The organism is Falsigemmobacter faecalis (assembly GCF_003863335.1).
GTDB classification, from domain to species: domain Bacteria; phylum Pseudomonadota; class Alphaproteobacteria; order Rhodobacterales; family Rhodobacteraceae; genus Wagnerdoeblera; species Wagnerdoeblera faecalis.
On the sequence record NZ_RRAZ01000012.1, the window covers coordinates 108,134 to 127,193 of the forward strand.

The 19,060-nt window shown below is 62.7% G+C and carries 21 protein-coding genes and 1 tRNA gene; 10 read left to right on the forward strand and 12 right to left on the reverse strand.

What is annotated here, in order from left to right; genetic code table 11:
* Positions 1-137: 137 nt before the first annotated feature.
* Positions 138-911: a helix-turn-helix transcriptional regulator gene (locus EG244_RS09890; RefSeq protein ID WP_124964847.1), complete on the reverse strand. Its 774-nt coding sequence runs from the start codon at positions 909-911 to the stop codon at positions 138-140.
* A 126-nt stretch (positions 912-1,037) separates the two neighbouring features.
* On the opposite strand from EG244_RS09890, the gene EG244_RS09895 reads away from it, so the two are divergent.
* Entirely contained in the window at positions 1,038-2,219 is a 1,182-nt protein-coding gene (locus EG244_RS09895; protein WP_124964848.1) for an NAD(P)/FAD-dependent oxidoreductase, read from the forward strand.
* 91 nt (positions 2,220-2,310) lie between these two features.
* Here EG244_RS09895 and mmsB read toward each other — a convergent pair whose 3' ends face one another.
* The 4 genes from mmsB to EG244_RS09915 form a co-directional block, all read right to left on the reverse strand.
* Positions 2,311-3,183, reverse strand: coding sequence for a 3-hydroxyisobutyrate dehydrogenase (gene mmsB, locus EG244_RS09900; RefSeq protein WP_124964849.1), 873 nt, complete (start codon positions 3,181-3,183; stop codon positions 2,311-2,313).
* Positions 3,180-4,202 carry an enoyl-CoA hydratase/isomerase family protein gene (locus EG244_RS09905; protein ID WP_124964850.1) on the reverse strand — a complete coding sequence of 341 codons (1,023 nt, stop codon included), beginning with the start codon at positions 4,200-4,202 and terminating at the stop codon, positions 3,180-3,182. The genes mmsB and EG244_RS09905 overlap by 4 nt, the downstream gene beginning before the upstream one ends.
* Complete coding sequence (locus tag EG244_RS09910; RefSeq protein WP_124964851.1) at positions 4,199-5,344, reverse strand: acyl-CoA dehydrogenase family protein; 1,146 nt, start codon at positions 5,342-5,344, stop codon at positions 4,199-4,201. The genes EG244_RS09905 and EG244_RS09910 overlap by 4 nt, the downstream gene beginning before the upstream one ends.
* An 85-nt stretch (positions 5,345-5,429) precedes the next feature.
* The gene (locus tag EG244_RS09915) at positions 5,430-6,929 is read right to left on the reverse strand and encodes a CoA-acylating methylmalonate-semialdehyde dehydrogenase (protein ID WP_124964852.1); all 1,500 of its coding nucleotides are present in this window, start codon (positions 6,927-6,929) and stop codon (positions 5,430-5,432) included.
* Between the two features lie 108 nt (positions 6,930-7,037).
* Here EG244_RS09915 and EG244_RS09920 point away from each other — a divergent pair, with 108 nt between their 5' ends.
* The 3 genes from EG244_RS09920 to coaD all read left to right on the forward strand — a co-directional run bounded on the left by EG244_RS09920 (position 7,038) and on the right by coaD (position 9,042).
* The gene (locus EG244_RS09920; protein WP_124964853.1) at positions 7,038-7,928 is read left to right on the forward strand and encodes a LysR family transcriptional regulator; all 891 of its coding nucleotides are present in this window, start codon (positions 7,038-7,040) and stop codon (positions 7,926-7,928) included.
* A 53-nt stretch (positions 7,929-7,981) separates the two neighbouring features.
* Complete coding sequence (locus tag EG244_RS09925; protein WP_124964854.1) at positions 7,982-8,416, forward strand: CBS domain-containing protein; 435 nt, start codon at positions 7,982-7,984, stop codon at positions 8,414-8,416.
* Between the two features lie 113 nt (positions 8,417-8,529).
* Entirely contained in the window at positions 8,530-9,042 is a 513-nt protein-coding gene (gene coaD, locus EG244_RS09930) for a pantetheine-phosphate adenylyltransferase (RefSeq protein WP_124964855.1), read from the forward strand.
* A gap of 60 nt (positions 9,043-9,102) precedes the next feature.
* Here coaD and aroQ read toward each other — a convergent pair whose 3' ends face one another.
* Together aroQ and EG244_RS09940 are read right to left on the reverse strand one after the other, a co-directional pair.
* Positions 9,103-9,540, reverse strand: coding sequence for a type II 3-dehydroquinate dehydratase (aroQ, locus tag EG244_RS09935; RefSeq protein WP_124964856.1), 438 nt, complete (start codon positions 9,538-9,540; stop codon positions 9,103-9,105).
* A 59-nt stretch (positions 9,541-9,599) separates the two neighbouring features.
* A complete protein-coding gene (locus tag EG244_RS09940; RefSeq protein WP_124964857.1) occupies positions 9,600-10,790 on the reverse strand; it encodes a phosphoglycerate kinase in 1,191 nt (396 codons plus the stop codon).
* Between the two features lie 118 nt (positions 10,791-10,908).
* Here EG244_RS09940 and EG244_RS09945 point away from each other — a divergent pair, with 118 nt between their 5' ends.
* Both EG244_RS09945 and EG244_RS09950 read left to right on the forward strand, forming a co-directional pair.
* Positions 10,909-11,418, forward strand: coding sequence for a peptidylprolyl isomerase (locus EG244_RS09945; protein WP_124964858.1), 510 nt, complete (start codon positions 10,909-10,911; stop codon positions 11,416-11,418).
* Positions 11,419-11,458: 40 nt separating this feature from the next.
* Positions 11,459-11,962: a peptidylprolyl isomerase gene (locus tag EG244_RS09950; protein WP_233588974.1), complete on the forward strand. Its 504-nt coding sequence runs from the start codon at positions 11,459-11,461 to the stop codon at positions 11,960-11,962.
* A gap of 70 nt (positions 11,963-12,032) precedes the next feature.
* On the opposite strand, the gene EG244_RS09955 is transcribed toward EG244_RS09950, so the two are convergent.
* Positions 12,033-12,344: a hypothetical protein gene (locus EG244_RS09955; RefSeq protein WP_124964860.1), complete on the reverse strand. Its 312-nt coding sequence runs from the start codon at positions 12,342-12,344 to the stop codon at positions 12,033-12,035.
* 171 nt (positions 12,345-12,515) lie between these two features.
* Between EG244_RS09955 and ade the strand changes: the two genes are divergently transcribed.
* A complete protein-coding gene (gene ade / locus EG244_RS09960; protein WP_124964861.1) occupies positions 12,516-14,213 on the forward strand; it encodes an adenine deaminase in 1,698 nt (565 codons plus the stop codon).
* A 104-nt stretch (positions 14,214-14,317) separates the two neighbouring features.
* On the opposite strand, the gene EG244_RS09965 is transcribed toward ade, so the two are convergent.
* Both EG244_RS09965 and EG244_RS09970 read right to left on the reverse strand, forming a co-directional pair.
* Entirely contained in the window at positions 14,318-14,539 is a 222-nt protein-coding gene (locus tag EG244_RS09965; RefSeq protein ID WP_124964862.1) for a DUF6324 family protein, read from the reverse strand.
* Between the two features lie 83 nt (positions 14,540-14,622).
* A complete protein-coding gene (locus EG244_RS09970; RefSeq protein ID WP_124964863.1) occupies positions 14,623-15,777 on the reverse strand; it encodes a trans-sulfuration enzyme family protein in 1,155 nt (384 codons plus the stop codon).
* Between the two features lie 129 nt (positions 15,778-15,906).
* On the opposite strand from EG244_RS09970, the gene EG244_RS09975 reads away from it, so the two are divergent.
* Positions 15,907-16,383 (forward strand): Lrp/AsnC family transcriptional regulator, encoded by a 477-nt coding sequence (locus EG244_RS09975; RefSeq protein ID WP_124964864.1) that lies wholly within the window; start codon positions 15,907-15,909, stop codon positions 16,381-16,383.
* Between the two features lie 321 nt (positions 16,384-16,704).
* Here the strand turns inward: EG244_RS09975 and EG244_RS09980 are convergent, their stop codons facing one another.
* Entirely contained in the window at positions 16,705-17,037 is a 333-nt protein-coding gene (locus EG244_RS09980) for a HesB/IscA family protein (RefSeq protein ID WP_199737919.1), read from the reverse strand.
* A gap of 75 nt (positions 17,038-17,112) precedes the next feature.
* Here EG244_RS09980 and EG244_RS09985 point away from each other — a divergent pair, with 75 nt between their 5' ends.
* Together EG244_RS09985 and EG244_RS09990 are read left to right on the forward strand one after the other, a co-directional pair.
* Positions 17,113-18,303 carry a deoxyguanosinetriphosphate triphosphohydrolase gene (locus EG244_RS09985; RefSeq protein ID WP_124964865.1) on the forward strand — a complete coding sequence of 397 codons (1,191 nt, stop codon included), beginning with the start codon at positions 17,113-17,115 and terminating at the stop codon, positions 18,301-18,303.
* 85 nt (positions 18,304-18,388) lie between these two features.
* Positions 18,389-18,478 (forward strand) — tRNA-Ser (locus EG244_RS09990).
* A gap of 87 nt (positions 18,479-18,565) precedes the next feature.
* Here the strand turns inward: EG244_RS09990 and EG244_RS21480 are convergent.
* Positions 18,566-19,030 (reverse strand): tyrosine-type recombinase/integrase, encoded by a 465-nt coding sequence (locus EG244_RS21480; protein ID WP_124964866.1) that lies wholly within the window; start codon positions 19,028-19,030, stop codon positions 18,566-18,568.
* Positions 19,031-19,060 lie beyond the last annotated feature (30 nt).

Below are 19,060 nucleotides of genomic sequence, written 5' to 3' on the forward strand. Positions count from 1 at the left end.
GGGGTGAGCTGACGGGAGATGCCGGGCCGGTTCGTCCGGTTCCAGCGTCACTCGCCGCAGGATGCCATGTTTACGGGGGCCGCCTCCCGAGGCAAAGCTGTGGCCTCAGCGAGGTCCCTGATCCGCCTGAGCAGAGCTCAGCGTTTCGCCTCACCCGAGGGGGTGGTGTAGAGATGGTTAAACATCGCGGCCTTGGCCACGGCCTGGGCTGTGGTGTCAACATCCAGGCATTCGCGGGCCAGCCGCAGATGCTTTTCGACCATGCCGGCACTGATGCCCATGATGATCGCGATGTCCTGACTGGTCTTGCCTTCCGCCACCCATTCCAGCGCTTCGCGCTGGCGGGGGGAGAGCGCACGGCGGTGCACCTTCAGCGGCATCGACTGGATCTTGAGATGCATGGTCTGGGCCAGAATCATGATCTCATCGCCTTTGAGCGCCCACATGGCGTCAAGGCTGTCCTGGGTCTGCTCCGGCGCGCCGATCATGCTTAAGGCAGCGGCGCGGCGCGATCCGGGTTCCTCAAAGGAAATCACATAGCCGACGCAGAGGCCACTTTTGCGGGCAATATCGCGGGCTACGACTTCATCGGGGGTCAGAAGGCCCGCGGCGAGCTGCTCTTCGGTCCAGCGCCAGGAGCTGGCACCGGCATGGGTCATCACCCAGCGAAACATCGGCGTGCGGATGAAGAAGCTGACGTCCTCGCGGCCGCGCCCGGGTTGCCGGGTCAGGGTGGTAAAGGTGACGACATCCTGAATATCGCCGACAGATCCCTCACGGCGGTTGCTGGTCGCGCCATAAAGCATCCGGTCGAAGCCATAGGGCTTCAACGCGGCAGCAAGCTCAGTCCAGACGGCGTCCGGTGTCCGGGCGCTGACGATCCGGCGGATCTGTGAGAGCGCATCAGTCAAACTGTCGACCTTCTTTGTCGTCCTGGCCCACCGAATGGGGCCTTGCTCAAATTCTTTGTTTTCATTCTATTCCCGGTATTACAAGGCCACACAAGGTCTTTCCAACCTGTTTGAACGGAGTCGGCGGTGACGCAAAACTTTGATGTGGTGCTGATTGGCGGGGCTGTTTCGGGGGCATCTGCGGCCTTCTGGCTGACGCGGATGCAACCGGAGCTGCGGGTGGCGGTGATTGAACGCGATCCGGGCTATTCGCGTTCCGCGACGGCGCTTTCAGTGGCCTCGGTGCGCAGCCAGTTCAGCAATCCGGTCAATGTGCAGATCTCGCGCTTTGGCGTGGAGTTTATCCGCAGCTTCGGAGCGGAGCTGGCGCTGGAGCCGGGGCAGGGCGATCTGGGGCTGAAGGAGAACGGCTATCTGTTTCTGGGCGCCTCGCCCGAAGCGCCGGGGCTGCTGGAGGAGCTGGCAGCGATGCAGCGCGGGTTTGGCGCGGCGACCGAAGTGCTGGACCCTGAGGCCCTGGGCGTGCGGTTCCCCTGGATGAAGACCGAGGATCTGAGCGCGGGGTCTTTCGGGCACCGCGATGAGGGCTGGTTTGATAATATGGGACTTTTGGGCGGGTTTCGCACGGCTGCCCGCCGGCAGGGTGTGAGCTTCCTGAAGGATGAGGCCATCGGGCTGGAGCTGGAGGGCGCACGGATCACCGGGGTCAGGCTGGCCTCCGGGGTCACGATCGGCTGTGGCGCGCTGGTCAATGCCGCGGGCACGCGGGCGTCTCAGGTGATGGAATGGGCCGGGCTGTCGCTGCCGGTGGAGCCGCGCAAACGCACGGTCTTTGTGATTGATGCGCCCAATGCCCGTCATCCGGAGGCGCCGCTGATCATTGATTATCAGGGCTATTACATGCGGCCCGAGCATCAGGGCTGGATCACCGCCACGGTGCCGGAAAATGACGGCCCCTGCGCGGTGGATGATTTTGAGCCGGATGCGCATCTCTTTGAGGAGGTGATCTGGCCGATGCTTTATAACCGTTCTGAGGGCTTTGATGCCTGCCGGGTGCAGCGGCTTTGGGTTGGGCATTATGATTATAATACCCTCGATCAGAATGCGATTCTGGGCGTCCATCCGGCGCGGGAGAATCTTTATCTGATGAACGGCTTTTCCGGTCATGGGCTGCAGCAGTCGCCCGCCACCGGGCGCGGGATTGCCGAGCTGATTCTGACCGGGCGTTATCAGAGCCTTGATCTGAGCGATCTGGGGGTGGAGCGCGTGCTGGAGGGGCGGCCGTTTTTGGAAATGGCCATCGTCTGAAAGGCGGGCGGGGGAGGCGGGGCGCTGCCCCGCACCCCGTCGGGAGGGGCAGCGCCCCTCCCGATCCCTCCCCGATCCCTTGTCCCGGAAATCAGGCGCGGGAGCGCTTTTCAAACCGCGGCAGCATGGCGGAGAAATCCATGCCTTTGCCGTCTTCCGTCTCGACGAATTGTGTATAGAGGGCGGCGGCCAGCTGACCCATCGGGGTATCGGCATCCGCGGCCTCGGCGGCCTGTTGCGACAGGCGCAGGTCTTTGAGCATGAGTTCTGCGGCAAAGCCCGGTTTATAGCCATTGTCTGCGGGGCTTTGCGGGCCGACGCCGGGGGCCGGGCAATAGGCATTCATGCTCCAGCTGTAGCCCGAAGAGGTCGAGACCACATCGAACATTTTCTGCCGGTCGAGGCCGAGTTTATCGGCGAGGGCAAAGGCCTCGCAGGTGGCGATCATGGTGACGCCGAGGATCATATTGTTGCAGATCTTCGCAGCCTGTCCGGCCCCGGCCTCGCCGCAGTGCACGGCCTTCTGGCCCATGATGTCAAAGAGCGGCTTCACGGTGGCGAAGCTGCCCTCTGAGCCGCCGACCATGAAGGTCAGCGTGCCGGCAGAGGCGCCACCGATGCCGCCCGAGACCGGCGCATCCAGCGCGCCAAGGTCTGCGGCTGCGGCTTTATCGGCCACAGCGCGGGCGCTTTGCACATCGACGGTGGAGCAGTCGCAGAGCACCGCGCCGGGTTTCATCGCCGGGATCACCTCTGCGGCCACCGCCTGCAGGATCGCGCCATTGGGGAGCATGGTGATGACCACATCGGCCCCGGCTGCGGCCTCGGCCGCCGAGGCGGCGCGGGTCGCCCCTTCGGGCGGCGCGGTGACGAGGTCAAAGCCCGTCACCTCATGGCCTGCTTTCACCAGATTGGCGGCCATGGGTCCGCCCATATTGCCAAGGCCGATAAACCCGATCTTCATTGGTCTTCCTCCCATTCGTCTGCGCCAAGGGGCGCGAGCATTGCGGCCACATCCTCTGCCGTCACCGCAGCGGCGGAGGCATGTTTCCAGACCGGTTTGCGGTCTTTGTCGATCAGCTGTGCGCGCACGCCTTCGATGAAATCGCCCTCATCCATCGAGCGCCAGGTCCAGCGGAACTCCTGGCGCAGGGCCTTGGTCAGGGTGGCGGGGCCGGGGCGGATCATCGCAAGCGTTGAAGCCATGGAGAGCGGCGCATTGCGGCGCAGCGCCTTCAGGGCAGATGTCGCCAGCTCGCTGCCCTCTGCCTCAAGGGCTGACATGATGGCGGGGATGCTTTCTGCGCTGAAAAGCCGGTCAATCTCTGCGCTTTGGGCCGCGAGGGGGCTGTTCGGGGCCGGATGCTGCGGCAGCTTCACTTCGCCGCTGGCGATCAGATCGGCCTTCACGGCGGGCCAGTCGGCCTCGGGGATAAAGCTGTCGGCAAAGCCCGCCCAGATGGCATCGCCCGGTCCCATGCGGGCGGCGGTGAGGCCGAGGTAGAGCCCGGCCTGGCCTGGCACCCGCGACAGCAGGTAAGTGCCGCCCACGTCAGGAATAAGTCCGATGCCGCATTCGGGCATGGCGACCTGGGTGCTTTCGCCCACTACGCGGTGACTGACGAGACCGCCAAAGCCCACGCCGCCGCCCATGACAAAGCCATGAAGGAAAGAGACGATGGGCTTGGGGTAATCCGCCAGCAGCAGATTGAGCCGATATTCGTCGCGCCAGAAGTTGCGGCCAAGGCTGTAATCACCCTGACGCCCGGCCTGGGCGGCCTGAACCACATCCCCGCCTGAGCAGAAGGCCCGCGGACCTGCGCCCTCAAGGATCACCACCGCGACCTCCGGATCGTCGATCCAGGTACGCAGGGCGGCTTCGGCATCAAGGCAGATCTGATGGGTCAGCGCATTCAGCGCCTCGGGGCGGTTCAGGGTCAGGATCCCGGCGCGGCCCTCTTTGCGGATCTCAATCCCGTTCATGTCCGGCCTCCGATCAGGCTGCGCGCGGTGATGACGCGCATGATTTCATTGGTGCCCTCAAGGATCTGATGCACCCGGAGATCGCGGACGATCTTCTCAATCCCGTAATCCGAGAGATAGCCGTAGCCGCCATGCAGCTGCAGGCAGTCATTGGCGACCTCAAAGGCGGCATCGGTGACGTAAAGCTTGGCCATGGCGCAGAATTTTCCGGCATCAACCGCGCCGGTGTCGAGCTTCCAGGCCGCCTGGCGCAGGAAGGTGCGGGCCGATTGCAGCTTCACTTCCATATCGGCAAGGCGGAACTGCAGCCCCTGGAACTGGTCGATGCTTTGGCCAAAGGCCTTACGCTCGCTCATATACTGCAGGGTCTGATCAAAGGCCGCCTGAGCGCCGCCAAGCGCCGAGGCCGCGATGTTCAGCCGCCCGCCGTCAAGCCCGGCCATGGCATAGGCAAAGCCGCGCCCCTCTTCGCCGACCAGATTATCAAGCCCGGTCACACAGTCATCAAACTGCACCTGCGCTGTGGGCTGCGAACGCCAGCCCATCTTCTGCTCCAGCGCGCCAAAGGAAAGCCCCGGTGCGCCCTTCGGCACGATCATGGTCGAGATGCCTTTGGGACCATCGCCCCCGGTGCGGACCATGACCAGATAGGCATCTGAATAGCTGCCGCCCGAGATGAAGCTCTTGGAGCCGTTGAGCTTATAGCCCTCATGGCCCTTTTCGGCCCGGGTGCGCAGGGCGGCGGCGTCAGAGCCGGCGCCCGGCTCGGTCAGGCAGTAGGAAAAGAAGGTCTCCATGCTGCAAAGGCCTGGCAGCCATTTCGCCTTCAGCTCCTCAGAGCCGAATTTATCGATCATGCCGCCGCACATATTGTGGATCGAGAGCAGCGAGCCGACCGAGGGGCAGGCCATGGCCAGCGCTTCAAAGACCAGCGTCGCATCAAGCCGCGACAGGCCCGAGCCGCCGTAGTCTTCCGAGACGTAAATGCCGCCAAGTCCGAGTTCCGCCACACGGGGCCAGAAGTCGCGCGGGATGGTCCCGGCCTCTTCCCAGGCCCGCGCATGCGGCGCGATCTGCTCCTGCCCGAAGGCGTAAGCCATATCAAAAATGGCCTGCTGCTCTTCGCTTAATCCGAAATCCATTGCGCCCTCCCGCTCCCTGGCACGATGTCTTTCCCCGGACGGGCCGGGGTGAAAAGGGGGCCGCTGGCGGCCCCCTTTCAGATCGTCAGTCCATCATCTTGAAGTTCAGCGACGCGCCTTCTTTGATGCCCGAGGGCCAGCGCGAGGTGATGGTTTTGGTGCGGGTGTAGAAGCGGAAGGCATCCGGACCGTGCTGGTTCAGGTCACCGAAGGAGGATTTCTTCCAGCCGCCGAAGGTGTGATAGGCCAGCGGCACCGGGATCGGCACGTTGATCCCGATCATGCCAACGTTCACGCGGGCCGCAAAGTCACGCGCGGTATCCCCGTCACGGGTGAAGATGGCGGTGCCGTTGCCATATTCATGATCCATGGCCAGCTTCAGAGCTTCTTCATAGCTTTGGGCGCGAACGGTCGAGAGGACCGGTCCGAAGATCTCTTTTTTGTAGATGTCCATGTCGGGGGTGACATGGTCAAAGAGATGCGGGCCGACGTAGAAACCGTTCTCATAGCCCTGCAGCGAGAAGTTGCGGCCATCGACGACAAGGGTCGCGCCCTGCTCGACGCCGGTTTCCACCAGACGCAGGATATTTTCTTTGGCAGCGGCCGTCACAACCGGGCCGTAGTCCACGTCTGCACCCCCGGTATAGGGGCCGACTTTCAGTTTTTCGATGCGCGGGACCAGCTTTTCGATCAGCTTGTCTGCGGTTTCTTCACCGACAGGAACGGCAACCGAGATCGCCATGCAGCGTTCGCCCGCTGCGCCGAAACCGGCACCGACCAGGGCGTCTGCAGCCTGATCAAGGTCCGCATCCGGCATGATGATCATGTGGTTTTTCGCGCCGCCGAAGCACTGCACGCGTTTGCCGTTCGCGGTGCCGCGCGAATAGATGTAATGCGCAATCGGGGTCGAGCCGACGAAGCCAACGGCCTGAACGGTCTCATTGTCGAGGATCGCATCGACCGATTCTTTGTCGCCGTTGATGACCTGCAGAACACCGTCGGGAAGACCGGCTTCTTTGCAAAGCGCGGCCAGCATCAGCGGCACGCCCGGCGCGCGCTCAGAGGGCTTCAGGATCATCGCATTGCCGCAGGCCAGCGCCGGACCCATTTTCCACAGCGGGATCATGGCGGGGAAGTTGAAAGGCGTGATGCCCGCAACAACGCCCAGCGGCTGGCGCATCGAATACATATCAATGCCCGGACCTGCGCTGTCGGTGAACTCCCCCTTCAGCAGCTGCGGCGCACCGATGCAGTATTCAATCACTTCCAGACCGCGCTGGATGTCGCCCTTGGCGTCCGGGATGGTCTTGCCATGCTCACGGCTCAGCACTTCGGCCAGCTTGTCCATATCGCGGTTGATCAGGCCCACAAGCGCCATCATCACGCGGCCGCGCTTTTGCGGGTTGGTCGCGCCCCAGGCCACCTGGGCCTTTGCGGCGTCAGCGACGGCCTGATCCAGCTCAGCCTGCGTGGCCAGGGCGATCTTCGCCTGAACGTCACCGGTGTGGGGGTTAAAGACGTCGGCAAAGCGGCCCGAAGTGCCGGCGACCAGTTTGCCGTTAACCCAATGTCCGATCTCTTGCATGGGATCCTCCCGTTCATTCGTTTCAATCGGCAGGATAGCCTTGCAGTTTTGCTTCACACAGAGGAAGTTTAGCAAAGAGGGTTTGCAAAAATGCAAAACGGAGGGGCGATGGACTGGGACGATCTGCGGGTGTTTCTGGCGGTGGCGCGTACGGAAAGCCTGTCGGGCGCAGGCAAAACCCTGCGCTGCGATGCGGCAACGGTCGGAAGGCGCATCACCCGTCTGGAAGAGGCGTTGAAATCGCGGCTCTTTCTGCGCTCTCCGCAGGGCTATCAACTGACGGATGCCGGCCAGCGTCTGTTGCCCCATGCTGAGGCTGCAGAAAGCGCGATGACAGCGGCGGGGGAGGATCTGGGCGGCAGTGCCGGGCAGATCAGCGGCCAGTTAAGGATTGGCGCCCCCGATGGCTGCGCCAATTATGTGCTGCCCCAGGTCTGTGCGGCGCTGTCGGACCGCCACCCTGATCTCGACATTCAGATCGTCGCCCTGCCGCGGGTCTTTAACCTGTCGCGGCGCGAGGCGGATCTGGTGATCGGCGTCTCGCCGCCCACGGCCGGACGGCTGACGGTGCAGAAGCTGACCGATTATCACCTGCATCTGGCGGCCCACCGCGACTACCTGGCCCGCCATCCCCCGATCCGCAGCGCGGCGGATCTGAGCGCGCACCGCATCATCGGCTATATTCCGGATATGATTTTCGACAAGGAACTCGACTATTTAGGCGAGACCGGGGCCGGGGCGGTGCGGCTGGGCTCAAACTCGGTTTCGGTGCAGATGCAGATGGTGCGGGCGCGGGCGGGCATCGGCGTGGTGCATGATTTCGCGATCCCCGGCGCTGCGGGCGTGGTCAAAGTGCTGCCCGGGGAGATCTCTCTCAAGCGCAGCTTCTGGTTGATCCGTCACGCCGATGACCGCCGCTCGGACCGGATGAACCGTCTGGCCGAGGCGCTGACAGAGGGGATGCGCCGCGAGGTGGCGCGCCTCGAAGCGCTGACTTGACAGAATCGCCCACCCTCCGCAGCCTGAAGGGGTAAAGATGCGGGAGAAAAGCGATGCTGGTCAGACAGATCCTGAGTGCCAAGCCGGAACAGAAAGTGCTGGCCGTGGCGCCGCAGACCCCGGTCTCTGAGGCGGTACGGATCCTTGCAGAAAAGCGCATCGGCGCGCTGGTGGTCTCGTCAGACGGGCGCCGGGCCGAGGGTATTTTGTCCGAGCGCGACATCGTGCGTGAACTGGCTTTGCGCGGCGCTGAGATCCTGAGCCAGCCGGTTTCGGATCTGATGACGCGCAAACTCGTCACCTGCACCCCGGCCGATTCGGCGCATCATGTGGTCGAGAAGATGACCGCCGGACGCTTCCGCCACATGCCGGTTCTGGAAGAGGGTGAGATGATCGGGCTGATTTCCATCGGTGATGTCGTCAAGGGTCGGCTTGATGAACTAACCATGGAAACCAATGCTTTGGCTGATATGATCCGGGGGCATTAGGCCCGCGGCCCCGGGGCGCGTTCCCGCAATCTCTGCTTGAAAAGGCGGCAGTAATATTGTTGCTCTTGCAGCAGCGCAGCAAAAATCTGCTGCGTGGCAGCGAGGAGGCTTCCATGCGGATCGGACTTTATCCGGGGACGTTTGACCCCATTACTCTGGGTCACCTGGATATTATTGAGCGGGCCGCGCGGCTTGTGGACCGTCTGGTGATCGGCGTGGCGATCAACCGTGATAAAGGTCCGCTCTTCTCGCTGGAGCAGCGGGTGCAGATGGTTGAGGAAGAATGCGCCGAGCTGACCCGGCGCACCGGGACCGAAATTCTGGTGCATCCCTTTGAGAATCTGCTGATCGACTGTGCCCGCGATGTGGGCGCCACGGTCATTGTGCGCGGGCTGCGCGCGGTGGCTGATTTTGAATATGAATTCCAGATGGTTGGCATGAACCGTGCCCTCGACAGCTCCATCGAGACCGTCTTTCTGATGGCCGATGCCCGCCGTCAGGCCATTGCCTCGCGCCTGGTCAAAGAGATCGCGCGCCTGGGCGGGGATGTGACGAAATTCGTGCCCGAGCAGGTGAACACCGAGCTGCGTGAGCGCTTTGGTCCGGTGACCGTCAAGCTTGCCTGATCGCCGCTGATGCGGATCTCTGCGCCCTTTTCGGGCGCAGACCGGGGGGCGGCAGCCCCCTTAGTTTTGCAAAATTCCGGCCACGCGGCGCACGGCCAGATCGTAACCCTGCACGCCGCAGCCCGCGATCACGCCCTCAGCCCGCAGGCTGACATAGGAGTGGTGGCGGAAGCTTTCGCGCTTGTGGATGTTTGAGATATGCACCTCAAGCACCGGACCTTCAAAGATATTCAGCGCATCAAGGATCGCGACCGAGGTATGGCTGTAAGCCCCGGGGTTGATGATGATCGCATCAAAAGCCCCGCGCGCCTGCTGGATCCAGGTGACCAGTTCGCCCTCAAGGTTCGACTGTCGCGCCTCAAGATCAAGCCCGAACGCACGGGCGGTCGTCGTGGCGAGCCGCACCACATCTTCCAGGGTGTCGCGCCCGTAAACCTCTGGCTGGCGCAGGCCCAGCATATTGAGGTTAGGTCCGTTCAAAAGCAAAATTCCCGCCATGGGATCCCCCGCCGCATGAAAAAGGCCGCCCGGGTTCCCCCCCGCGCGGCCTGGTGCTTTTATTGGTCCAGCGCGTCGACGCCGGGCAGGGGCTTGCCCTCCATCCACTCAAGGAAGGCGCCGCCTGCGGTCGAGATATAGGTGAAATCGGTGGCAGCCCCGGCTTTGTTCAGCGCCGCAACGGTATCGCCGCCACCCGCAACAGAGATCAGCTGACCGGATTTCGTCAGATCCGCCGCCGCTTTTGCAGCCGCATTGGTGGCCGCATCGAAGGGCTCAATCTCAAAGGCCCCCAGCGGGCCGTTCCAGATCAGCGTGCGGCACTCAGCAAAGACCTTTGCGATGGCTTCGGCGGTCTTCGGACCGGCATCAAGGATCATCGCATCGGCCGGGCAGGCGAGAGCCGGGACCACGTCATGCGCGGCATTGGCTTTGAACTCGCGCGCCACGACCACATCGACGGGCAGGTGGATGGTGCAGCCTGCCTCTTTGGCGCGCGCCAGAATCGCCGCCGCCGTGGGCGCCATCTCGCGCTCGGCCAGGCTGTTGCCGACTTCAACGCCCTGCGCCACAAGGAACGTATTGGCCATGCCGCCGCCGATGATCAGATGATCAACTTTGGCCACAAGGTTCGACAGCAGTTCCAGCTTGGTCGAAACCTTCGCCCCGCCGACGACGGCTGCCAGCGGACGTTTGGGATGGCCGAGCGAGGCATCAAGCGCCTGCAGCTCGGCTTCCATCTGACGACCCGCACAGGCGGGCAGGGCAGCGGCCAGACCGGAGGTTGAGGCATGGGCGCGGTGCGCAGCCGAAAAGGCGTCGTTCACGAAAACGTCACCAAGCTTTGCCAGCGCGGCAATCATCTCAGGCGTATTTTTCTCTTCGCCCGCGTGGAAGCGGGTGTTCTCAAGCAGCAGCGTCTCACCGGCTTCCTGCGCGGCCACAGCGGCTTCGGCCACCGGACCGATGCAGTCGTTCACAAAGCGGATCGGGCGGCCAAGGCACTCGGCGAGCGCAGGGAAAACCTGGCTCAGGCTCATTGCCGGGACGACTTTTCCTTTGGGGCGGTCGAAATGCGCCAGAAGAACCGGCTTGCCGCCTTTGTCGAGGATACTCGTGATGGTGGGGACAATTTTTTCAATCCGGGTGGTGTCCGTCACCTGCCCGTTCTCCAGCGGCACGTTGATATCAACGCGCACAAGAACGGTCTTACCGTTCAGATCCATCTCATCGAGTGTTTTCCAGGCCATTTCCATCTCCGCTTGCGGCGGTTTCTCATTCCTGCCCAGGGCCCGGAAGTCAACAGCTTTGGCCTTTCCCCGTTGCCGCATTCGCATTAGTCTGCCGCCAGTTACCAAGGAGGCACCTATGGCCGAGTATAAAGACCCGGAAAATACCATCATCATGACGCTGAAGCACGGCGACGTTGTCATCGAGCTGCTGCCCGATGTCGCGCCGAAACATTCCGAGCGTATGAAAGAGCTGGCACGCGCCGGGGCCTATGACGGCGTGGTCTTCCACCGCGTGATCGAGGGCTTCATGGCCCAGACCGGCGATGTGGCCAACGGCAACGCTGATAATGATGCGTTCAACATCCGTCGCGCCGGTACGGGCGGCTCGGATCTGCCGGATCTGCCGGCGGAATTCTCGCGCATCCCGCATGCCCGCGGCTCGCTGGGGGCGGCGCGTTCGTCGAACCCGAACAGCGCCAACTCGCAGTTCTTCATCAACTTCAAAGACAACAGCTTCCTGAATGGCCAGTACACCGTTTACGGTCAGGTCATCTCGGGCATGGAGCATGTCGATAAGATCATCCGTGGTGAGCCGCCGCAAAGCCCCGACCGGATGATCAAAGTCCGCGTGGCTTCCGATGTCTAAGGTCGCGCTGCTGGCGGGGGCTTTTGTCTGCGCGGCGGGCATGGCTTTTGCCGATCCCAAGCTGGTGATCGATATTGCCGGTGAGGCCAATGGCCAGGTTGTGATCAACCTGCGTCCGGATCTGGCTCCGGGCCATGTGGAGCGGGTGGTGACGCTGGCGAAAGAGGGGGCCTATGACGGCGTCGTCTTTCACCGCGTGATCGAGGGCTTCATGGCGCAGACCGGCGATGTCGAATTCGGCAAAGGCGAGGATCTGGCCCGCGCAGGTATGGGCGGCTCGGCGCTGCCGGATCTGAAGGCGGAATTCACCCCCGCGCCTTTCGCGCGCGGTGTGGTGGGGGCTGCGCGTTCGCAGAACCCGGATTCGGCCAACAGCCAGTTCTTCATCACCTTCGCCTCGGCGCCTTTCCTTGACGGTCAGTATACCGTCTTTGGGGAAGTCGAGAGCGGTATGGAGGTCGTCGATAAGATCCGCCGCGGGGCGGGTCAGTCGGGCGCGGTGAAAAACCCCGATACCATGGTTAAGGTCACCGTTCAGGAGTGATCTGACACAGCGGGGGCCTTCGGGCCCCCGTTTCCTTTTGCGGCTTTACGCGTTCTGCGGGGGGGGCGTCTCAGTCTGTGGGATCTGCCGGGCAGCGCAGCGTGGTGCGCATCTCGCCGCTGTCGCCCTGCAGGGTTGCGGCATTGATCGGGCAGCCGGTCACCTGCTCCAGCAATGTCGTCATCGCCTCACGCGTGGCGCGGTGCCGGCCGGGCCGCAGAAAGCCCATGCGGATGATCTCAGCCCGGTTGCCTTTCTGATAGACGACGTAATCCCGCCCTGCGTGTCGGATATCTGTCCGTTTTGCGCCGTAAAATTCCGGCGCGGGCTGGGCGCCGCAGGCTGCAAGAAGAAACGTTAAAGGCAGAGCGATCCGATACATGTAAGCGGGATACTCCGGTATGGTTAATAATCTGCTAAGACAGGTCTAGCAGCCCCTTCGCTTCACGGCCAGTCACCTGCGGTCACGGCTGCGACATTCTGTGCGAATATGGCTGTATCACCCGAGGCCCGGCGGGGCTAATCTGCGCCGGTGAAATTTAAGGGAAACCCGATGTCTCAGCTGCAAAACCGCATCCGTCAGGGCCGTGGGGCCGAACCCGCCGATCTGGTGCTGAAGGGGGGGCGGGTGCTCTGCACCGTCACCGGCGCACTGATTGCGGGCGATGTGGCGATCTGCGGCGGCACCATCGTGGGTCTGGGGCACAGCTATGAGGGGCGGCGCGAGATCGATGTCTCGGGCAAGATCCTCGTCCCCGGCTTTATTGACACGCATCTGCATATCGAAAGCTCGCTGGTGACGCCCTTTGAGTTTGACCGCTGTGTTACCCCGCGTGGTGTGACCACGGTGATTTGTGATCCGCATGAGATCGCCAATGTCGCGGGGGTGCCGGGGCTGCAGTATTTCCTCGATGCGGCGTCAAAGACGGTGATGGACATTCGGGTGAATCTCTCGTCCTGCGTGCCCTCCTCGCCGATGGAGACGGCGGGGGCGCGGATCCTGGCGGATGATCTTTTGCCGCTGGCGGATCACCCGCAGGTCATCGGGCTTGCGGAATTTATGAACTACCCCGGCGTCATCTATGAAGACCCCGAGTGTATGGCGAAGCTGGAAGCCTTTCAGGGCCGCCATATCGACGGCCATGCGCCGCTGCTGTCGGGGCGGGATCTGAACGCCTATGTCACGGCCGGGATCCGGACCGAGCATGAGGCCACTTCGGCGGCCGAGGCCGTTGAAAAGCTGCAGCGCGGGCTGCGGGTGCTGATCCGCGAAGGCTCGGTCTCGCGCGATCTTGAGGCCCTGGCTCCGGTGCTGACCGATCTGACCTCGGCCTATATGTGCCTGTGCACCGACGACCGGAACCCGCTGGATATCGCTGAGCATGGCCATCTGGACTATATGATCCGCACGCTGATCGCGAAGGGCTGTCCGCCGCTGGCGGTTTACCGCGCGGCGAGCCTGTCGGCGGCAGAGGCCTTTGGTCTGAAAGACCGTGGTCAGATCAGCCCCGGCAAGCGCGCCGATATTGCGGTGATCGACAGCCTTGAGGGCTGTCATGCCTCGCTGGTGCTGTGCAACGGGGTGGTGGCTGATGACGCGGCCTTTGCGGCGCGCAGCCTGATCGAGCCGGTGGCGCGCAATTCGGTCAAAGCGGCAAAAGTCACGGCGCAGGACTTCCGCCACCGTGGCAACCGCGATGAGCTGCCGGTGATCGGTATTCTGCCGGGCAAGATCATCACCGAGCATCTGCGGGTGGAGATCGCGCCGCAGGATGGTGACCGTAAGCCCGATGTGGCCCGCGATCTGATGCGCATCACGGTGATCGAGCGGCATGGCATCAACGGCAATATTGCCAATGGCTTTGTGAAGGGCTTTGGCATGACGCGGGGGGCGATCGCCTCGACCGTTTGCCATGATCACCACAATATCGCTGTGGTGGGGGCGGATTACGCCGATATGGCGCTGGCGGCCAACCGTCTGGGTGAGATTGAGGGCGGCTTTGTCGTGGTGGCGGGGGGGGAGGTTCTGGCGGAACTTTCGCTGCCGGTGGCCGGGCTCATGAGCCTTGAGAGCTTTGAGGCGGTGCGCGGGAAACTGGTCGATCTGCGGGCGGCGGCCAGGACGCTGGGCGTGGTGCTGGATGAGCCGTTTTTGCAGCTGGCTTTTGTGGCGCTGCCGGTAATCCCGCATCTGAAGATCACGGATCGTGGCATGGTCGATGTCGACCGCTTTGAGCTGATCGCGGATTAAGCGGCGAAGGCCGGGGGCGCTGCCCCCGGACCCCCGGAGTATTTGGAAAAAGCCAAAGCCCTGGGGTGGGGGCATTAAAAAAGGGGCGCTGGGGCCCCTTTTTCTTATTTCTTCGGCTTGCCGGATTTGCCGGCGGCGCTGTCGGCGATGCGGCGGGCCGCCTCAGCGGCGGAGCGCAGTTCTTCGGCGATCTCTTCGGCCTCTTCGGGGTCGAAATCGAGCGGCAGCTCAACCCCGTCGGCTTCGAGATAGATGCGGACCATGCCCAGAGTGGTCGGGCCGATCTGCAGATTGGCGGCGATGTCGCTTTGTTTGTCGATGCCCATGGAAGGACCTCCGGCGATGACGAATAAAGCCCGGACCTAGCGCGGATCGCTCAGTCGTGCAAGGACCGGGCAGGGGCAGTGCCTCAGCCCCGGGCGGCTTTCAGGGCCTGATCCATGTCGTTAAAGAGATCTTCCACATCCTCAATGCCGATCGAGAGGCGCAGAAGATCGCTCGGGCAGGGGGTGCCGGGGCCTTCAATCGAGGCACGGTGCTCAATGAGGCTTTCGACGCCGCCGAGCGAAGTGGCGCGTTTCCAGAGCTTTACCTTTGCTGCGGTGGCGATGGCGGCGGCCTCTCCGCCCGAGACGCGGATGGAGATCATATAGCCAAAGCCGTTTTCCATCTGTGCGGCTGCGACATCATGGCCGGGGTGCTGCGGCAGGCCCGGATAGAGGACCTGGGCCACCAGCGGATGGGCGGCAAAGCGTTTTGCGAGCGCCTCGGCGGCTTTGGCCTGGGCTTCGGCGCGCAGATGGAAGGTGCGCAGGCCGCGCATCAGCAGGAAGGCCTCAAAGGGGCCGAGGATCGAGCCGATGGCGCTGCGGATGCGTTTGACGCGCGCCCAGTAAGCATCGTCTTTTGCCGCCATCAGCACGCCGCCGATGACATCGGAGTGGCCGTTGAGGATTTTGGAGACCGAATGCATGACCACATCTGCGCCCAAGGTCAGCGGGCGGGTGTGGAAGGGCGAGGCCACGGTGCTGTCGACGGCAAAGAGCGCGCCATGGGCATGGGCAAGATCGGCGGCCGCGCGGATATCGGTGATGGTCCAGAGCGGGTTCGACGGCACCTCGGCCCAGATGAGTTTGGTTTTGCCAGGCCGGATCGCGGCCTCAATCTGCGCAAGGCTGTCCATCTCAACGAAGGTCACGCTGAGGCCAAGGGCGGGGGCATCTTCAAAAAGCCAGCGGCGCAGCGCCCAGTACATGACTTTTGGCGCAATGACATGGGCGCCCGGTTCCAGCGCCATGAAAACGGCGGTGGCCGCAGCCATGCCCGAGCCGAACAGCAGCGCCCCGGCTTCGGCCTCTTCGAGGTGGGCGAGTACGGCTTCGGCTTCGCGAATGGTGGAATTGTCGGGGCGGCCGTAGCAATAGCCCGAGGAATAGGCGTTGTCTTCGTCGCGGATATAGGTGGTGGCGACATGGATCGGCGGCACCACGGCTTTGGTGATCGGGTCAATCGCCCCCATCGCGTGAACGGCGAGAGTGCGCGGGCTGTAGGTCGTTTTGTCCATGTCGCTGGAATCCCTGATGGTCTTTTGGGCAGTGGCATTGCCCCGAGCCTGGAAATTAGCGGATTTCTCTGGCGAAAGATGGCGTTTTTTCGCGCCGTGTGACAAAAATCGTCAAAGAGCGGGGGTGTTATGGCGAAAAGCATTGAACTTGATCAGTTTGACCAGGCTTTGCTGCGCGAGATGCAAAGTGACAACCAGACCCCGGCGCGGGTGCTGGCCGAAAGGGTGGGGCTGTCGCAAAGCGCGGTGCTGCGCCGGTTGCGGCGGCTGCGCGACGAGGGGGTGATCGTCGCGGATGTCTCGGTGGTGAACCCTGCCGTGATGGGGGTGCCGCTGACCATTCATGTGCTGGTCTCGATCGATCAGGGGGCGCGGCAGGCGGCGGCTTTTTCAAAGAAACTGCAGGGCCGGTCAGAGGTCATTCAGGCGTCTTACGTCACGGGGGGCGCGGATTTTGCGCTGCTGCTGCAGCTTGAGAGCATGGAGGCCTATGCGCAGTTTGCGGCTGAGGTCTTTCATGCCGATCCGCATGTGTCGTCCTTTTACACCTATGTCGCGATGCGCGAGGTGGTCGGGCCTGCTCACCGCCGGTCCGCCCGCCGGTGAGGCCTGCATTCAGCTCAGAAGTCTGCCGCGCAGAACTGCTGCCAGCGGAAAGGCAAGGCGCGATAATCAGTCGTTTTTTGTCCATAGCCTCCGCCTGTCCGGAATGCGGGCCGGGCTGTCAGACTGTCTGACACCGCAGCACCGACGTGAACGAAGGTGCCGCGGGTTCGCGAGGGGATGTCTGCCCTGCGACCAATTCCCGGGGCTGAGGCCCCGGTGGCCGGAATAACCAAACCGGTCTGAACTCTTTTCGACCTGAGGCAGACAGAAAGGCTGGCCGCGCCTGTCAGGCACCGCCTGACCTGTCTGCCTGCCGCAGTTTCACATCGAGAATGAGGTTCCGCAGCCGCAGGAGCTGGAGGCATTCGGGTTCTCAATGACAAAGTGCGCCCCGATCAGCTCATCGGTGAAATCGATCTTTGCCGCCTGCAGGAAGGGCAGGGAGACCGGATCGATCAGCACCTTCTGGCCTGCGCGCTCCAGCACGATGTCATCCGGGGCCGGCTCATCGAGCTTGATATCATAGTGAAAACCCGAGCAGCCGCCGCCTTCAACGGCCACGCGCAGGGGCTTTTGCTCACCCATGGCTTCAGAGATTTCAGAAAGCCGCGCCCAGGCGCGGTCGGTGACAGTGGGGGGCAGCGTCAGGGACATGGCGGCGATCATTGCGTTAAGTTTCTATCCGGTGTGAATATAGGCCTGATGACTGCCAGCGACAAGGAAGGCCAGATGCTCGCCCCCTATGCCTGCCACCCGGACGCCAGCCGTGGCCGCCTCTCTGAAGAACGCATGAGCACCTTTCGCTCACCCTTTCAGCGCGATCGCGACCGGATCATTCACTCCTCCGCCTTTCGCCGTCTGAAGCATAAGACCCAGGTCTTTGTGGAACATGAGGGGGATTATTACCGCACCCGGCTGACCCATTCGATCGAAGTGGCCCAGGTGGCGCGTACCATCGCGGGCGTGCTGGGGCTGAACTCGGAGCTGGCCGAGGCCGTGGCGCTGGCGCATGATCTGGGGCACACGCCCTTCGGGCACACCGGCGAGGATGCTTTGGCCGAGCTGATGGCGCCCTATGGCGGCTTTGATCACAACGCCCAGGCCCTGCGGATCGTGACCCGGCTTGAGCGGCATTACGCGGATTTCGACGGGCTGAACCTCACCTGGGAGACGCTGGAGGGCATCGCTAAGCACAATGGCCCCGTCACCGGCCCCTTCGCGGATCCTAAACATGCGGCGGAGCCCTTGCCCTATGCCCTGGCCGAAGCCAATGCGATGTGGGATCTTGAACTTTCGACCTTCGCCAGCGCCGAGGCCCAGGTCGCAGCCATTGCCGATGACATCGCCTATTCGCATCACGATCTGCATGACGGTCTGCGCTCGGGTCTTTTTGATGAGGCGGATCTTGAGGCGCTCCCGGTCACCGGCCCGGCCTTCGCGGCGGTGGATCGTCTCTATCCTGGCCTCGAGCGGATGCGCCGCCGCCACGAAGCCCTGCGCCGTGTCTTCGGCGTGATGGTCGAGGATGTGATTGCCGTGGCAAAAAACCGTCTGGCCGCCGCGCAGCCCGCTTCGGTGGAGGAGATCCGCGCGATGGAGGGCACTGTCATCCGCTTCTCCAAGCCGCTTTATCAGGAGTTAAAGGCGATCCGCAGCTTTCTGTTCACCCGTATGTACCGCGCCCCTTCGGTGATGGTCGAGCGCGCCCGCGTCACCGCCGTTCTGCGCGGGCTTTTCCCGCTCTTTATGGCGCGCCCCGACCTCTTGCCCGCCGACTGGCGTGAGGCCGTGGATCAGGCGCGCGACGACGTTACCCTGGCGCGGATCATCGCCGATTATGTGGCCGGGATGACCGACCGCTTTGCCCTGCAGGAACACGCGCGGCTTCTGGGAGGCGGAGAGGCGCCCCTTCGGGAGTGATCCTGCATAAATCCGGCGGCTGATTGAATTTTTCCGCGCCTGACGCCTTGCATCGCCGCGCAGAGGCGGCTAATCACAGCGCAACGGACAGTTGGCCGAGTGGTCGAAGGCGCACGCCTGGAAAGTGTGTAGGCGGGGAACCGTCTCGAGGGTTCGAATCCCTCACTGTCCGCCATTTACCCCATTTTTCTCTTATTTATCAGCCTCTTACGTGGCGATTTGACAAACCCTTATAACGGGTTTGACGCTTGGTGGTAATATTTTAGTGCTCGGTTAGTGTCGCTATCGCTTGTAGTGCTAGATCCCTTCTGTTTGCAGCGGCGGTATATCGTGTCACTTCGCTAAGGGATTTGTGTCCTGATATAGCCATTATTTGGTGGGGGGTGCATCCTGCCTCTGCTAACCGTCTACAGGTGGCCTTTCTGACGCCGTGAGGGGATAGTCCCTTCGGAAGCCCAGCCTCCTTGCACATATCCCTAAACCAGTTTGTGAAGCCTGCAGGAGTGAAAGGCTCTCCCTTGGCCGTGGTTATGAAACTTGGCGCATCTGCTGGTATATCCTTGATGATCTCCTGAAAGCGAGACGTTAGTGGGATGTAGACTGGCTGGCTCGTCTTTTGCTGCTGCAAGCAGAGCATACCGTCCTGAATGTCCTTTGGGCCCAGCTTAACAAAGTCACCTCTTCTTTGTCCGATATAGAGCAATATCTCCAGTGGGCGTTGTTGCACAAATCCGCCTTAGGATAGAGCGCCCCTAAC

Coding starts and splice junctions, on each gene's coding strand:
- EG244_RS09980 (WP_199737919.1), bottom strand. CDS start 17,037: ATGTCCCTGACGCTGCCCCCCACTGTCACCGACCGCGCCTGGGCGCGG.
- EG244_RS09940 (WP_124964857.1), bottom strand. CDS start 10,790: ATGGCCTGGAAAACACTCGATGAGATGGATCTGAACGGTAAGACCGTT.
- aroQ (WP_124964856.1), bottom strand. CDS start 9,540: ATGGCGGGAATTTTGCTTTTGAACGGACCTAACCTCAATATGCTGGGC.
- ade (WP_124964861.1), top strand. CDS start 12,516: ATGTCTCAGCTGCAAAACCGCATCCGTCAGGGCCGTGGGGCCGAACCC.
- EG244_RS09915 (WP_124964852.1), bottom strand. CDS start 6,929: ATGCAAGAGATCGGACATTGGGTTAACGGCAAACTGGTCGCCGGCACT.
- EG244_RS09920 (WP_124964853.1), top strand. CDS start 7,038: ATGGACTGGGACGATCTGCGGGTGTTTCTGGCGGTGGCGCGTACGGAA.
- EG244_RS09945 (WP_124964858.1), top strand. CDS start 10,909: ATGGCCGAGTATAAAGACCCGGAAAATACCATCATCATGACGCTGAAG.
- EG244_RS09905 (WP_124964850.1), bottom strand. CDS start 4,202: ATGAACGGGATTGAGATCCGCAAAGAGGGCCGCGCCGGGATCCTGACC.
- EG244_RS09975 (WP_124964864.1), top strand. CDS start 15,907: ATGGCGAAAAGCATTGAACTTGATCAGTTTGACCAGGCTTTGCTGCGC.
- EG244_RS09965 (WP_124964862.1), bottom strand. CDS start 14,539: ATGGGCATCGACAAACAAAGCGACATCGCCGCCAATCTGCAGATCGGC.
- EG244_RS09985 (WP_124964865.1), top strand. CDS start 17,113: ATGCTCGCCCCCTATGCCTGCCACCCGGACGCCAGCCGTGGCCGCCTC.
- mmsB (WP_124964849.1), bottom strand. CDS start 3,183: ATGAAGATCGGGTTTATCGGCCTTGGCAATATGGGCGGACCCATGGCC.
- coaD (WP_124964855.1), top strand. CDS start 8,530: ATGCGGATCGGACTTTATCCGGGGACGTTTGACCCCATTACTCTGGGT.
- EG244_RS09925 (WP_124964854.1), top strand. CDS start 7,982: ATGCTGGTCAGACAGATCCTGAGTGCCAAGCCGGAACAGAAAGTGCTG.
- EG244_RS09950 (WP_233588974.1), top strand. CDS start 11,459: ATGGCTTTTGCCGATCCCAAGCTGGTGATCGATATTGCCGGTGAGGCC.
- EG244_RS09970 (WP_124964863.1), bottom strand. CDS start 15,777: ATGGACAAAACGACCTACAGCCCGCGCACTCTCGCCGTTCACGCGATG.
- EG244_RS09910 (WP_124964851.1), bottom strand. CDS start 5,344: ATGGATTTCGGATTAAGCGAAGAGCAGCAGGCCATTTTTGATATGGCT.
- EG244_RS09955 (WP_124964860.1), bottom strand. CDS start 12,344: ATGTATCGGATCGCTCTGCCTTTAACGTTTCTTCTTGCAGCCTGCGGC.